The following is a 14,462-nucleotide window of genomic DNA, read 5'->3' as shown; positions in this document are numbered from 1 at the left end:
GTCCAAGCCCTTCGCTTATCGCTCATGAATCCTTGATCTCCAGGGCTACGACCCCCGCCGCGCTGCCAACCAGCACCTCGCCCGTACCGGCTTCGAAGGCCGCACAGTGCAAGGAGGCATCCACCCTGACCTTGGCGATCTGGCGCTGCTCACTGAGCGACCACAGGCGCACGGTCCCGTCCGCCGCAGCCGACACCAAGCGGTCCTCGTCGCCGACGAAGCCGAGCATGAGGATGCGTCCGGTGTGCCCGGAGAGGTGAGAGGTGAACCTGTCCGTACCCAGGTGTCGCACCGCGATATCACCGGTTCCCGCCCCGACCGCCACGCGATGCCCCGGTCCATCCACAGTGACGGCACGGGCCCACCCATTGGGGCTGGAGAAGCGGCCTCTGAACTCGCCGGTGGGGGCGTGCCACACACGTACAGAACCGTCACCGCCACATGCGGCAAGGAGGTCTCCGCTGTCGTCGAAGGCCAACGAGCGCAGTCGACCGGCATGGACATCCTGGCCCCACAGCAGTGCCCCTGTGGAGAAGTCCCAACACCGGATGTGTCCGTCGCCTGTACTCGCGGCAAGGCGCGGTGCCGAACGGGCCATTGCCACGGCCCACGTACGCGAGGTGTCCTGATTCAGGGTGAGTGACCATGTCGCGTCGAGCAGCGACCACACTCTGACCGCCCCGTCGCCACACGCAGCCGCGATGTGCTCCATGCCACCGGCCAGGGACCAGACGCGCCCATGGGCCGCCGCAAGCCTCCGGCTGACCGTCCCGGTCGAGGTATCGATGATGCCGACGCCACCGGCTCCATCGCCGACCGCAGCAGTACGGCCGTCGGCGGCGAACTGTGTGGACCACACGGTGTTCGAACCGCTGGCCAGCGTACTGAGCCTGCTTTTTCCCACGGTCCAGACACGAACAGCGCCGTCCTCGCATCCCGCGATCACGGTGCGGCCGCCGGTTCTGGCAAGTGAGCGCACCCAGTCGACACCCGGCGGCGGCTGGGTCTCGCCCGCTGGGCCTTCCGCCGCGAACGCCTGGATTCTCGGCTCCTCGGTGGCGGCGACGATGATGTCGGCGTGCGGAGTCAGAGCGACGGCGCGCACGCGTGCCTTGAGACCAGCGATCCGGCGAACGAGCGTGAGTCGTCCTTCCGCCGTGTCCCACACGATGACGGAGCGGTCTCCTGATCCGGAGACCAGGACAGAGGATTCGGGCGCGAAGGCCACGGAGCGTACCCAGCCCCGGTGAGCCGCGTGTTCGTCCAGGAGACGGCCTGTACGAAGATCGAAGAGGCGGACGAACTCGTCCTCGCCGGCCACGGCCACAAACGAGTGGGAGTCTCCTCCGACCGCCACGGACCAGACGGGAGTGCCAACCGTGCGCATCGAACGCACGAGCACCAGTCTGTCCGTGTCCCACACATGCACAGCTCCGTCCTCGGCTCCGGAGATCAGGGTGGGTCCGGAGGGGGAGAAGGCGAGGCTCCGCACGCGGCGATTGTGCCCAGGCAGCACCCCGATGGGGTCCCCGGTGTCCGTACGCCACAACCGGATCGCCCCGTCGTCTCCCGCCGACGCGAGGACCAGGCCATCCGCGGAGAGCACGGTGGCGAACACCCACCCCGTGTGGGCATGGTGGGCTCGGAGCAATCGGCCGGTGCTGACGTTCCACAACCTGACCACTCCGTCCTCGCCGCCCGACACCACCAGGTCACGGGCAGCGGAGACGCTGACGACCGCGCCGATATGGCCGGGTGCCGACGCTTCCGTGCTGTCGCTCTCGGGCGGCAGCAGCCACTTCGGGGTGAACACGGCCTCCGCACCGATGGCACGATCGACGGTTCGGGTGGCCGCGGTCAGAGGAGAGCGCCGCAACACGATGGAGAGCGTCGAGGCGATGTCTGCCGGGCTTTCCACTCCGCTCAGCAGGTATCCGGCACCGGTCAGGGCACGGGCGATCAGCCACTCCTGGTGCTGAGGATGGCCGGAGCCGGGCTGGCCGGACAGAGCGTCCAGCACAGCGGCGTCCCTGGTCAGGGCCTGATGTCCGACAAGACCGACCTTGCGTATGACGTAGGCCGGAGAGGCCAGAAGACTGACGAGTTCGGCGTCGAGGCCAGCTTCACGCAGGTGGTAGGGAAGATGTCGCCAGAGGTAGCCCTCGGTTCCGTCCAGCGTGGTCCACGCGCCCTCGGTGCTCCGCCGGTACGCGTCGGTCAGGGACTGATGAAGAGCCGCCCAGCGGTCGCCGATCAGATGCCGCAGATATGACCGGAACACATCGTGCAGGACAATGGCGTTCCGGTCGGCGAGATATGCGCTGATCAGGGAGCGGTCGGACAGCAGTCGGCAGAACTGCCGCACGACGTGAGGCGCCCACCCGTGTGCGGTCTGCCACCAGTGGGTGAGTACCGACATGGGGATCGGCACCGACGGGGGAAAGACCGCGAGCGAAAGATACCGATCCCGGAGGTCCGAGTGCCCGGCGATCGAGACGCTCTCCTCGAGACTGCGGAGGCTGGACGAGAGTGCCTGCCCCATGGCGTTCTTCCGCTGGTCCGAGTCCCAGACATCGAATGCCTGGGGGCCGTACGCGCGGATCGTCGCGCTTGTCTCCGCGACCACACGGCCGGCCGGGACGCCGGAGACGACTTCCTGTGAGACATTCGCTCCGACGATCGACGCCAGCAGGGGCCATCCACCGCACACGTCGGCAAGCCGCGCAGATTCGGTCTCGTCCAAGGTGCCGACGGTGCGGATGAGCAGTTCCCTGACCTCGCCCGGTGCCATGGGTCCCAGCTGCACCACCCGGGCGGCGCTGGGGCATACGCGCACGTTCCGCGTGGTGACGAGCCGCACACAGTCCTCCCCGCCCAGAAGGAAGGGGCTGAGGTCGGCCGCGGACCAAACGTTGTCGACGACAAGAAGAGCACGCCGGCCCTGGAGCAGACGGGCCAGGTGAAAACCGGCCTGCTCGGGATCCGTGAGGGACGGCCGGTTGCCGTCCAGATGAACGCACAGATCAGAGATCAGTTCGACGACCCGTGCCGCTGTGCACCCCTCGCCCGTCTCCGCCCAGAGGATCTCCGAGAAGGAATTCCGTATACGAGGGTCGTCGCATATCTGCGTCGCCAACGTCGTCTTCCCGAACCCGCCGGGACCGCACAGGGCGACTGCGGCGGTACTGGCGTCCGCAGACGCCTCCCGCAGAACGGAGACGAGCCTCTCAAAATCATCTGACCTGTGCACCAAGCCGGGCTCCGGGACGGGAATGGGGAAGTAGTGATCCGGTGTGGGCGCGTCGGAAGGAGTGGGAGCACCGACAGAATCCCAGAAGCGCCGCTGTACCTCCGCGTCGCTTCGCTCCAGCGCTGTATCCAATAACGCCTGGGAATCCGGAACGAGAACGATTTTCTCCCCCCGGGCCTCCCAGTTGGACACCGTCCGGCCGCTGACGCCGAGGTAGGCGGCGAAGCGACGCACACTCCGACGCGTCGCGAGTCGCAGAGCACGCGCCTCCCTTCCGGTCCAGCGCTGCACTGTGGCCACCGAGGCTCCTTCGACCGACACCAACGACGGTAACAGCGTAGGGCGGTCTGACCAGCGGCGTAGGGCCTTCGCTGCGACAGGAGTTCAGCACGGGTTCAGCACCTGGGGTGCCTCGGCGGGCCCGAGCCCAGGGATTGGCGACCACTCATGTGCGCGATGGCGCTGCCACGCGAGTGCGACACAACGGCAGCCCGCTGTCCGGCATGCCACGGCAGTCTCCTCACCACGGAGCACGACCGCTCCGCATGGTTACGGAAGGGTGGTCACCGAGTGACCGGGACGACAGAGCGGCATGGCGACACAGGTAAGTGGTCTGAGCACCAGATCGCGTACTACCGAGCGCGAGCCGCCGAGTACGACATCGCTTACAGCGAGCGCATGCACATGCCCCGCCTCGCGAACGCCTTGGACGGGCTGCCGATCCACGGTGATGTGCTGGAACTGGCGTGCGGTACGGGCCAGTGGACCCGGCTGATCTCCGACCGTGCTCGTAGCCTGACCGCGCTGGACGCCGCGCCGGAGATGCTGTCCGTGGCACGTGAGCGGTTGCACGGGACACCGACCCGCTTCCTTGAGGCGGACGTATTCGGCTGGGAGCCGGATCGCCGGTACGACACCGTCTTCTTCGCCTTCTGGCTGAGCCATGTGCCGCCGGTGGAGATGGAGGCATTCTGGGACCTGCTGAGGTGGGCGCTGGCACCGGGCGGCCGGGTGGTGTTCCTCGACGACGCACCCGCAAAGGCGGAGATCGAGGAGGTTGTCGGCGAGGCCCAGGTGCCCACGGTGCGCCGCAAGCTCGCCGACGGGTCCCACCACCTGGCAGTGAAGGTACTGCGGGACTCCGCCGACCTCACGTCGCAGCTGCGTGACCTGGAATGGGAAGCCCGGATCGAGCCGGTCGACCGCTTCCACATCGCTGGTGTCGCCCGCCCCCGGCCCAGCGAATGACGGACATCAACGGGTACCCGACCCGGTCGAGCGTCCGCGCCGGCGAAGTGCTCCGGCTGCATATCGCCACATCCGCCCCGCGCTGCCACGTGAATTTCTACCGCTGGGGCGCGGTGCCTCACCACGCGGGGCACGTCGAGTGGCCCGGCCGCGTCGCGGAGCCGGGCACGTTCGACGCGGACTGGCGGTGGCCCGCCTATGAGTTCCTCGTACCCCCCGAGTGGAGGTCCGGGGTCTACATCGCGACGCTGAGCACGGAGCCGCTATCGGGCATACCGCCGCTGGACTCCCGTGGGGCTCGGATCCTCTTCGTCGTCACACCGTCGGCTCCGTCCGGCCGCAGGGTCCTCTTCAAGATCCCGACCTTCACGTACCACGCCTACAACACAGCGGGGGGAGGCAGTCTCTACAGCGCCGCCGGCGTCAGCATGCTCCGACCCGGAGGCGGTGCCGGCGGCCCCGTCAAGGGTCTGCCCGACCCGTACGACGCCGCCTCGCCGCGGCAGACGTTCGCCCACTGGGACGCCCCCTTCATCAGGTGGATGGAGGAGAACCGGATCGAAAGCGACTACTGCACCGATCTGGACCTTCATGAAGACCGACACCTTCATGACGGATACCGCCTCCTGGTCGCCGCCGGTCACGACGAGTACTGGAGCACCGAGATACGCCGAAACGTCACCGCGTTTCGGGACGGCGGGGGCAACATCGCCAACTTCGGTGCCAATAGCTGCTGGTGGCGAGTGCGCGTGGCCCCTGACGGGTCCGGCCTGCACTGCGACAAGTTCCCGCCCGGAGCCCCCGCCGGAACGGATCCTGACAGCTCGCACGGCTGCCCGGATCACTGGTGGGAGTCGGAGCCCGAGAACTCCCTCCTCGGCGTGAGCTACCGCAACGGCGGCGGCCACTGGGACGGGCCGCGTACTCAACTCGGCTTCACCGTCACGGACACGGACCACTGGCTCTTCTCCGGCACGAGCCTGCGGACGGGCGACATCATCGGCCGCGAAGGCTCGCTGGTCGGCTACGAATGCGACGGGGCGGCGTACGAGCTCACCGCATCCGGACGACCTCGTCCGACAGGCCAGGACGGGACACCGAAGGACTTCGAGATCCTCGGCATCGCCTCGCTGCCTTCCGACTGGAACTTCGCTGCTCGGGAGATGGTGGACAGCCCGCGGGCCGCGACGCTCGGCCTCTATACGGCGAACGGCACCGTCTTCACCGCCGCCACGACCGACTGGGCCCGTCTGCTGACCACCGATGCGCAGGTCGCGGCCATCACCCGCAACGTCCTCACTCGTCTCTCCCGACCGAAAGGATGATCTTGTCCGGAAACATACGTCCACTCAGTGTGATCATCGGTGTCAACGGCATCGGTATGGGGCACTCCGTCAGGCAGAGCGTGATCGCTCAGTATCTCCGCGACCGCGGGCACTCGGTACGCATCGTCACCAACGGTTCCGCCCGCGTGGAGTACTTCCGCGACCTCGGCTTCCCCGCGTGGGACGGATGGATGCCGACACTCCTCGCCCGCGCGGACCGTATACACGCGAGGGACGCCGTCCGCACGAACCTCTTGCAGGTCCCCGTTGGCCTCGCCAAGCACATGCGGCTACGCCGGATCATCCGCGAGACGGGTATCCCCGACGCGTTCATCACCGATTACGAGCCCAACATTCCTCGGCTGGCCTACCACTTCGACAGGCCGCTGATCTCCGTTGACCAGCAGAGCAAGTACCGACACCTCGACCTGCCAGCTGTCGGTACTTACGCCCGGACCGCCGATGAGCAGCGCCTCCGCCACTTCGCGCCCCGCGTCGACCGGTCCTTCATCTGCTCGTACGTCCCGCTGGCACCAAACGACCGAAAGGTGGAGTTCATCGCCCCGGTCATCCCCGACTCAGTGCGCTCCACGCCGGTCACCACCGAGCCCGTCGCCACAGCCTACTTCTCGCGCTACTTCGACCACGGACCCGAGAAATCCGTCCGAAACCTGATCGCCGTCTTCCGCCAGTACGTACCGGGCCGTGCCCTGCGGATCTACGTACAGCCGGCAGAGGCCGAAGGGTTGCGCCAGTACGCCTACGGCAAGATCGAGATCCGCCTCTTCGACCGTGCGGCGTTCATCAAAGATATGGCGCGATCCGAGGGCGTCTTCTCCAACGCCGGTTTCAACCTCATCAGCGAAGCCTTCGTCCTCGGCAAGCCGGTCCATCTGATCCCCTTGCCCACGTACGACCAGCACTGGTGCGCCAAGGTCGTCCATGAGGCGGAACTGGGCACATCAGCCCCCCGCGTCGACGGCGGAGCAGTGCTCGACTTCCTGAACAGGAGCCGTGAGCTCCGCTCGAATGTCGTACGCCACCGAAGCGAGTACCTCACAGTCGACCCACGGGAACGGATCGCCTCGTACCTGGAGAATCTGCCCGCAGTCAGCTCGCCGGCCCTCGCGTCGTCCACTCGGTAGGCACCATGGGAACGTCACCGCTCGCCGCTTACCTGCACACTGCCATAACCGTCGCCGCTGTAGCAGTCTGCTACCGATTCGTGGTCTCGCCCGCAGTACGGGGCGTCGCACGCCGGCCTACCGCGGTGATCCTCATCGTGGGCGTCCCGCCCGCAGTGCTGACCGCTTTCCTTCCGTCGCCCGAGTCGGGGCCGGGGACAATCCGGTGGTTCGCCATGTTCGTGATCGCGCTGCTCACCTGGCAGGGCGCGACAAGCGACTACGACGTGACGGAGCCCATCGGGCCGCAGCGCCTGGACAAGCAGCTCCTCCTGCTCCTCGGCGCCGCCGCTTGTTTCTGGCCCCCAGCTCTCCTGGCCTGGATGGGGGTGTACTGCGGCAGGCTCCGAGGCTGGAAGCACCACGCGATGATGCCATTGCGCCTGCTCAAGGCGTACCTCGCCTGGTTCCTCGTGACGGCGTTCTTCGAGGCCTCGAGTTCCGCAGCTGCACTGGTTCTCGTACTCGGCTGCGTCTCGTTCTCCCACTACGTGAAGCCGGCGTGGAGCAAAGCCCGGCTCGGGCCGCGCCCCTGGTCATGGGCCTGGCACAACCGCACGCACTACCTTATGGCTTCGGCATACGCCTGGGGCTGGGCACGCTTCCTGCGCCCCGAGACCGTGTCCCGCGTGTTGCACCGCGCACGTGGCCTGGATCGCCCAGTCAACGTCCTCACCATGATGACGGAAGCAGTCGGTCTGATCGCGTTCCTCGATCGCCGTCTTCTGATCGCGGCCCTCGCAGCAACGGCACTCTTCAATGTTGCCGTCGTCCTCGCCTCGGGCATCCTCTTCTGGGAGAACATCAGCGCCAACATCGCCCTCGCGATCACCGTGGGACTACTTCCCGACGCTGCATACAGCACGGCCTTCGGCTGGCCGGCCGTATTGCTGGCACTCGTGATGTTCATACTCAGCGCCGCAGATCTGCTGTGGCAGCCCTGGCACCTGGGGTGGTGGGACTCCCCGTTCACCGCCCGTATCCACTGGCAGGTGGAGACCGCGTCCGGCAGACGGATGGGCCTCTACAACGACTTCATGTGCCCGTACGAGCGGGAGTTCGGCCGTGTCCTGGGCTACTTCCTGACCAGCGAACCCGTCCTCCACGACCACCTCGGCATCGTCTGGGACCGGAAGCTCCGCGACCTCATCCTCCAGGCGGACGGGGCCCCGGAGAGGCTTCGCCATCTCAAAGAGACCTACGGCCGCGTATGGAAGGACGAACAGCAGGCGAACGAGCACTTCGTCTTCCTGACCACCATGTTCAGCTGCCTCAACCGTGGTGCGCGGAAAGGCCCCTTGCCTTGGTGGTTGCGCCGGCTCAAAGCGCCCGGCGGCCAGCTCTACCAGTGGGGCGACCTCCCTCCCTACCGCGGCCACGAACCCGTCCGCCGCATCACCATCCGATACGAGGAGCGCTGCTACCGCCCGTCGACCGGCGACTTCGTCCGGCTCACCAACCACGTCGTACACGAGATCGACCTCCTCTGACCCGGACCCGACCGCAGGAGCACCTCATGCGCAAGATCTTCATCGACTGCGGCACCAACCTCGGAGTCGTACTGAACCGCTTCATGCACGAGCTTCCCGATCACGACTTCTACGCCTTCGAGCCGAACCCCGAGCTGCTCCCTTCCATCCGCCAGTACGTCGAACAGGCCCATCACCCCGCCCGTGTCGAGGTCTCCCAGAGCGCGGTGTGGACCCATGACGGAACGATCGAACTCTTCCTCGGCCACCACGAGAGCTCCACCGTGATGCCCGGCAAGCGCGTGCCGCCCGTGTACGACCAGCAGATCGACTACAGCGCACCAGTACCGGTGCCCGCCATCGACTTCAGCACCTGGCTACGACGGACCATCCGTCCCGACGATCACGTCGTCGTGAAGATGGACATCGAAGGCGCTGAGTACCCCGTACTGACCAAGCTGCTCGACGACGGAACGATCAACCTCATATCGGTCCTCTACATCGAGTGGCACCACGACCGGTTCCCCGCCATGAGCCGTGCCGAGCACGACCAGGTCGCCACAGCGGTCTCCGCCCGTGTCGACGTCCGCGACTGGGACTGACCCGAGAAAGGACGCACGTCATGCACACCAAGTACATCTACCTGATCAAGCACGGCGAGACCGAGGAGAACCTGCGGGGCATCCACCAGGGCCAGGCAGTCGGCGGCAGGCTCAGCGAGCGGGGCAGAGACGACATCCGCATCGTCGGCAGCGCCCTCGCAGCAGCCGGGATCAGCGCGGACCAGATGCTCGTCAGCCCGATGTCCCGCTGCCGTGAGTCGGTCACGCTGCTGGCCGCGGCGCTCAGTCCGGCCGACGTACGTGTGGACAGGCGCCTGGCAGCCAAGAACAGCGGCTACCTCGGCGGTCGGCCCAGGGAACTCGCCGCCGATGAGGCGGCACGACACGGCACGCCCATCCACCAGCTCCGCACGCCGGGTGGTGAGTCGTCGGAGGACGTACAGACCCGCTATGTGGACCTGTGGAACGAGGTCCGCACCGGACCACACCGTACGACCGCCCTCGTCGGGCACGGTGGGGGCATCGCCTGTCTGCTGCTGTGGCTGACGGGAAACGGCTTTGAGCAATACCTCCAGCACGTCCCCGGATCAGCTGGTGTCACATGGGTCGAGGCAGACGGCACGGCCTCCCGCATCCGGCTGATGAACGTGCCGCCCGCGAATCTACCCGGCTTCCTCGATGCCCGTACCGCCCGATGAAAGCGCGGACGGTACGGGCCCGGGGGACACGGTCAAGCGTCCGGGGCACTGCCGAATCGCGCACGGTAGGACTCCAGATCCTCGTCCGTAATCTTCGCGAAAAGCACCGGCGGTACGGTGAACGCGGTTCCGGCCGGTACAGCATCCAGGGCCTTGGCCTGCTCGGCCGTCACCCAGGTCGCGGTGTCACTTTCCAGCGCGAAGGCACCCCGCATGGCGGCGGCCGTGGCCGGAATGAACGGCTCCGAGACAATCGCGTACAGATGGATCAGGTTCATCGCGGTGCGCAGCGTCAGCGCGGCGCCGTCCGGGTCGGTCTTGATCTCCATCCAGGGAGCCTTCTCCTCAAGGTAGGAGTTGCCCGCGGACCACAGGGCGCGCAGTGCGGCGGCGGCCTTGCGGAACTGGAGCGCTTCCATGTGCTCCTCGTAATCGGCGAGCAGCCGTGCGATCTCCTCGCCCAGCTTCACCTCCGCCTCACCGGCGGCACGCCCAGCCGGGACCTCGTCGCCGAACCGCTTGCGGGAGAAGGACAGCACACGGTTGACGAAGTTGCCGAGGGTATCGGCCAGGTCCTTGTTGACGGTGGCGGTGAAGTGCTCCCAGGTGAAAGACGAGTCGTCCGACTCAGGGGCGTTGGCGATCAGGAAGTAGCGCCAGTAGTCGGCGGGGTGGATCTCCAGGGCCGCGTCCGTGAAGACTCCGCGCTTCTGAGAGGTCGAGAACTTTCCGCCGTAGTACGTCAGCCAGTTGAAGCCCTTGACGACGTCGACCTTCTTCCACGGCTCCCGCACGCCCAGCTCGGTGGCCGGGAACATCACGGTGTGGAACGGGACGTTGTCCTTCGCCATGAACTGCGTGTAGCGGACGGTGTCATCGGCCGCGTACCACCAAGACTTCCAATCGCGGGTCTCGCCGTCCGGGGTGGCGTCCGACCACTCCTTCGTCGCAGCGATGTACTCGATCGGTGCGTCGAACCAGACGTAGAAGACCTTGCCCTCGGCCGCGAGGTCCGGCCAGGTATCGGCGGGAACAGGGACGCCCCAGTCAAGGTCGCGAGTGATCGCGCGGTCGTGCAGGCCCTCGGTCAGCCACTTGCGGGCGATGGAGGTGGACAGCTGCGGCCACTGCGCGCTAACGGAGTCGATCCACTCCTCGACCTCCTGCTGAAGCTTGGACTGGAGCAGGAACAGGTGCGTGGTTTCGCGGACCTCCAGGTCCGTGGAACCGCTGATCGCCGAGCGCGGGTCGAGGAGATCGGTCGGGTCAAGGACGCGGGTGCAGTTCTCGCACTGGTCGCCACGGGCTTTGTCATAGCCGCAGTGCGGGCAGGTGCCTACGACGTACCGGTCCGGCAGGAAGCGGCCGTCGGCAGGCGAGTACACCTGCCGGATGGCGCGCTCCTCGATGAAGCCGTTCTCGTGCAGCTTGCGTGCGAAGTGCTGGGTGATCTCGGCGTTCTGCTGCGAGGAGCTCCGACCGAAGTAGTCGAAGGCCAGCTCGAAGCCGTCGTACACGGCTCTCTGCGCAACGTGGGCCTGCGCACAGAACTCCGCGACGGAGAGTCCGGCCTCCTTGGCGGCCAGCTCAGCCGGGGTGCCGTGCTCGTCGGTGGCGCAGATGTAGAGGACGTCGTGACCGCGCTGGCGGAGGTACCGGGAGTACACATCCGCCGGAAGCATCGACCCGACCATGTTGCCCAGGTGCTTGATCCCGTTGATGTAGGGAAGCGCGCTGGTGATCAGGTGTCGAGCCATCCTCGGATGCTCCATTTCGTACGTACGGCGCCGGCGGCAGTGCCACGGCGGGCCCAAGTCGGGAAGCTACAGCCAGCGCGATCACCTGGATCACACCTCACCGTGACGCACAGTGACGATTCGAGTCTGCAAGTCCACGCCATCGTATCGAACCGGGGCTCGCGCCATCCCACGGGTTTTCCGGCCGACCCGGGCAGCGGAGAAAGACACTCGGCCGTTCGAGACAGGCGGCCAAGCGAGTCTCGAACGGCCGAGGCGCTCCCCATCTTAGAGCCGCCGACCCGTCACAGGTCCGCCCGCCGCACGCATCCGCGCGCTCACTCAACGAGGTTGAAAGCATGATCGAGAAGCATGGCGCCCAACGGCTCCGCGTAGTCGTCGTGGGACAGGGGTATGTCGGGCTGCCTCTCGCGGTGAGGGCCGCCGAGGTCGGGCACCAGGTCGTCGGCTTCGACGTGGACGCGCAGCGAGTCAAACGGCTCATGCTCGGAGAGTCCTATGTCGAGGACATCAGCGACGCGCGTCTGGCGCCGCTCCTCGCCACCGGTGCCTATCGGCCCACTGCCGATCCGTCCGAGTGCGAGGGATTCGACATAGCGGTCGTCGCGGTGCCCACGCCGCTCCGCGACGGAGCTCCGGACCTTTCACATGTCGAGGACTCGGCTCTACTGCTCGGCCACCACCTCGCGCGCGGGGCGACCGTCGTCCTGGAGTCGACCACGTACCCCGGCACCACAGAGGAGGTCTTCGGGCCTCTCCTCGAACGCACCTCCGGTCTGACCGCCGGCTCCGATTTCCACCTGGGCTACAGCCCTGAACGCATCGATCCGGGCAACCACACATGGAGGCTGGAGAACACCCCGAAGATCATCTCTGGAATCGACGAGGCGTCCAGGGAAACGATCCGGCGCTTCTATGCCTCCCTCGTCGACAGGGTCGTCCCAGTGGCCTGCTGCAAGGAAGCGGAACTGGCGAAACTGCTGGAGAACACCTTCCGGCACGTGAACATCGCGCTCGCCAATGAGCTGTCGATCTTCGCCCATGAGTTGGGCATCGATGTCTGGGCGGCCATCGACGCGGCCTCCACCAAGCCGTTCGGCTTCATGCGCTTCACCCCGGGACCTGGAGTCGGAGGCCACTGCCTCCCCATAGACCCCTCGTATCTGTCCTGGCGGGTCCAGCGAACCGTGGGCCGGAATTTCCGCTTCGTCGAGCTCGCCAACGATGTCAACAACCACATGCCCGACTATGTGGTCCGGAGACTGATTGAGGGGCTCAACAAACGCAAGAAGCCCGTCAACGGTTCCCGGGTGCTACTGCTCGGCCTCGCGTACAAGGCCAACACCGGGGACGCTCGGGAGACTCCGGCGGCACGGATCGCGGAGCTGCTCATCGGCATGGGAGCGGAGGTCCAGGCCGCCGACCCCCACGTCAGCGACGACGCCCACCCTCGCGCCGACGGCCTGGCGAACATCAAGCGGGTCGAGGTCACTCCCACCGGCCTCGCGGCAGCCGATGCCGTCGTCGTCCTCGCCGACCACGACGCCTTCGACTATCCCCTGATCGCCGCGTACGCCCCCTACATCCTCGACTGCCGCCGTCGGCTCGCCGACGCCCATGTCGACTCTCTCTGAAAGGAGGGCCGCATGAAGATCGCGATCACCGGTGGTGCCGGATTCATCGGCAGCAATCTCACCCGGGTCCTCACCGAGCAGCCCAAGATCACCCGAATCCAGGTGATCGACAACCTGTCCACTGGCTCCAAGACGAGCATCGCCGGTCTCGGCATCGACTTTTTCGAGGGCGACATCCAGGACGCCAGCCTCCTGGATCAGGTGTTCCGCGGCGCGGACGCCGTCGTCCACCTGGCCGCACTGCCCTCCGTGCCGCGTTCAATACGAGACCCCCTGGCCAGCCACCAGGCCAACGCGACCGGAACCCTCCAAGTCCTCGAAGCCGCACGCCGCGCGGGCGGCCTGCATGTGATCGCCGCCTCCTCGTCCTCCGTCTATGGCGCGAACCCACGCCTGCCGAAGCACGAAGATCTCACCACGGCCCCGATGAGCCCGTACGCGGTGACCAAGCTCGCCACGGAGGCATATCTGGGCGCCTATCACCACAGCTTCGATCTGCCGGTGCTGCCCTTCCGTTTCTTCAACGTCTACGGGCCCGGCCAGCGCGCCGACCACGCCTACGCGGCGGTGATCCCGAAGTGGATCAGCGCCGCACTCGACGGCCGACCTGTGACCGTGCACGGCGACGGCACCCAGACGCGCGACTTCACCTATGTGGGCACCGTCTGCCGTGTCCTCACCGCGGCCCTCCTCCACCGAATCGTCGAGCCCCGCCCTGTGAACCTGGCCCTCGGGACCCGCGTATCCCTGCTGGAGCTGATCCCAGAGATCGCAACCGCGACTGGTCGCGTCGTCCACCGGGAGTACGTGACCGCTCGCGCCGGAGATGTCGCGCACTCCCAGGCGGACAGCAGCCGCCTACGGGCTCTCTTCCCGACGGTGGCACCGGTAGCACTGGAGGACGGGGTCTCCGCGACAGTGGACTGGTTTCGTACCTCGGTCATGAGTGTGGCTCCGAACTGAATCTACCGAGGGGAGTGAAACCCGAAGGCCGGGCGATCGCACCGGTCACCCGGCCTTCGGCCATTTGCGCGCGGAGTCCCCGTCAGGAGTGTGCTGCTGACAGCTCATGGGAGCCATGTGGGAGCCAGCTCCCGGACGCGGGCAGCCCCAGTGCGGGGGGGGGGGGGGGGGGGGGGGGGGGGGGGGGGGGGGGGGGGGGGGGGCGGGGGGGGGGGGGGGGGGGGGGGGGGGGGGGGGGGGGGGGGGGGGGGGGGGGTTGGCCGGGGGGGGGGGGGGGGGGGGGGGGGGGGGGGGGGGGGGCGGACATGGGGTCTCCGGGAAGGGGTGGGAGTCGGAACCGGAAGGCTCTGAAACGGAAGCTGAAACGGAAG

10 protein-coding genes are annotated in these 14,462 nt (G+C 67.1%); 8 read left to right on the top strand and 2 right to left on the bottom strand.

What is annotated here, in order from left to right; all coding sequences use genetic code 11:
- Positions 1-22: 22 nt before the first annotated feature.
- Entirely contained in the window at positions 23-3,541 is a 3,519-nt protein-coding gene (locus ACIBCM_RS21215; protein ID WP_399245734.1) for an NB-ARC domain-containing protein, read from the bottom strand.
- Between the two features lie 387 nt (positions 3,542-3,928).
- Here ACIBCM_RS21215 and ACIBCM_RS21210 point away from each other — a divergent pair, with 387 nt between their 5' ends.
- From ACIBCM_RS21210 to ACIBCM_RS21185, 6 genes are all read left to right on the top strand, one after another.
- Entirely contained in the window at positions 3,929-4,498 is a 570-nt protein-coding gene (locus ACIBCM_RS21210; protein ID WP_399245395.1) for a class I SAM-dependent methyltransferase, read from the top strand.
- On the top strand, positions 4,495-5,823 hold the full coding sequence (locus tag ACIBCM_RS21205; RefSeq protein WP_399245393.1) for a N,N-dimethylformamidase beta subunit family domain-containing protein: 1,329 nt from the start codon (positions 4,495-4,497) through the stop codon (positions 5,821-5,823). Before ACIBCM_RS21210 ends, ACIBCM_RS21205 begins: the two co-directional genes overlap by 4 nt.
- Positions 5,820-6,968 carry a glycosyltransferase family protein gene (locus ACIBCM_RS21200; protein WP_399245392.1) on the top strand — a complete coding sequence of 383 codons (1,149 nt, stop codon included), beginning with the start codon at positions 5,820-5,822 and terminating at the stop codon, positions 6,966-6,968. The genes ACIBCM_RS21205 and ACIBCM_RS21200 overlap by 4 nt, the downstream gene beginning before the upstream one ends.
- A gap of 125 nt (positions 6,969-7,093) precedes the next feature.
- Positions 7,094-8,497, top strand: a complete 1,404-nt coding sequence (locus tag ACIBCM_RS21195) for a hypothetical protein (protein ID WP_399245390.1) — start codon at positions 7,094-7,096, stop codon at positions 8,495-8,497.
- 26 nt (positions 8,498-8,523) lie between these two features.
- On the top strand, positions 8,524-9,078 hold the full coding sequence (locus ACIBCM_RS21190; protein ID WP_399245388.1) for an FkbM family methyltransferase: 555 nt from the start codon (positions 8,524-8,526) through the stop codon (positions 9,076-9,078).
- A gap of 20 nt (positions 9,079-9,098) precedes the next feature.
- Positions 9,099-9,737 (top strand): histidine phosphatase family protein, encoded by a 639-nt coding sequence (locus tag ACIBCM_RS21185; protein ID WP_399245386.1) that lies wholly within the window; start codon positions 9,099-9,101, stop codon positions 9,735-9,737.
- Positions 9,738-9,769: 32 nt separating this feature from the next.
- Here ACIBCM_RS21185 and metG read toward each other — a convergent pair whose 3' ends face one another.
- Positions 9,770-11,494, bottom strand: coding sequence for a methionine--tRNA ligase (metG, locus tag ACIBCM_RS21180; protein ID WP_399245384.1), 1,725 nt, complete (start codon positions 11,492-11,494; stop codon positions 9,770-9,772).
- 338 nt (positions 11,495-11,832) lie between these two features.
- Here metG and ACIBCM_RS21175 point away from each other — a divergent pair, with 338 nt between their 5' ends.
- Positions 11,833-13,128: a nucleotide sugar dehydrogenase gene (locus ACIBCM_RS21175; protein WP_399245382.1), complete on the top strand. Its 1,296-nt coding sequence runs from the start codon at positions 11,833-11,835 to the stop codon at positions 13,126-13,128.
- 12 nt (positions 13,129-13,140) lie between these two features.
- Entirely contained in the window at positions 13,141-14,091 is a 951-nt protein-coding gene (locus tag ACIBCM_RS21170) for an NAD-dependent epimerase/dehydratase family protein (RefSeq protein WP_399245380.1), read from the top strand.
- The last annotated feature ends 371 nt before the right edge of the window (positions 14,092-14,462 follow it).

It is taken from the genome of Streptomyces sp. NPDC051018, assembly GCF_044456085.1.
Classification (GTDB): domain Bacteria; phylum Actinomycetota; class Actinomycetes; order Streptomycetales; family Streptomycetaceae; genus Streptomyces.
Note: the sequence above shows the minus strand (reverse complement) of the source record. Positions and strands in the feature narration are given on the sequence as shown.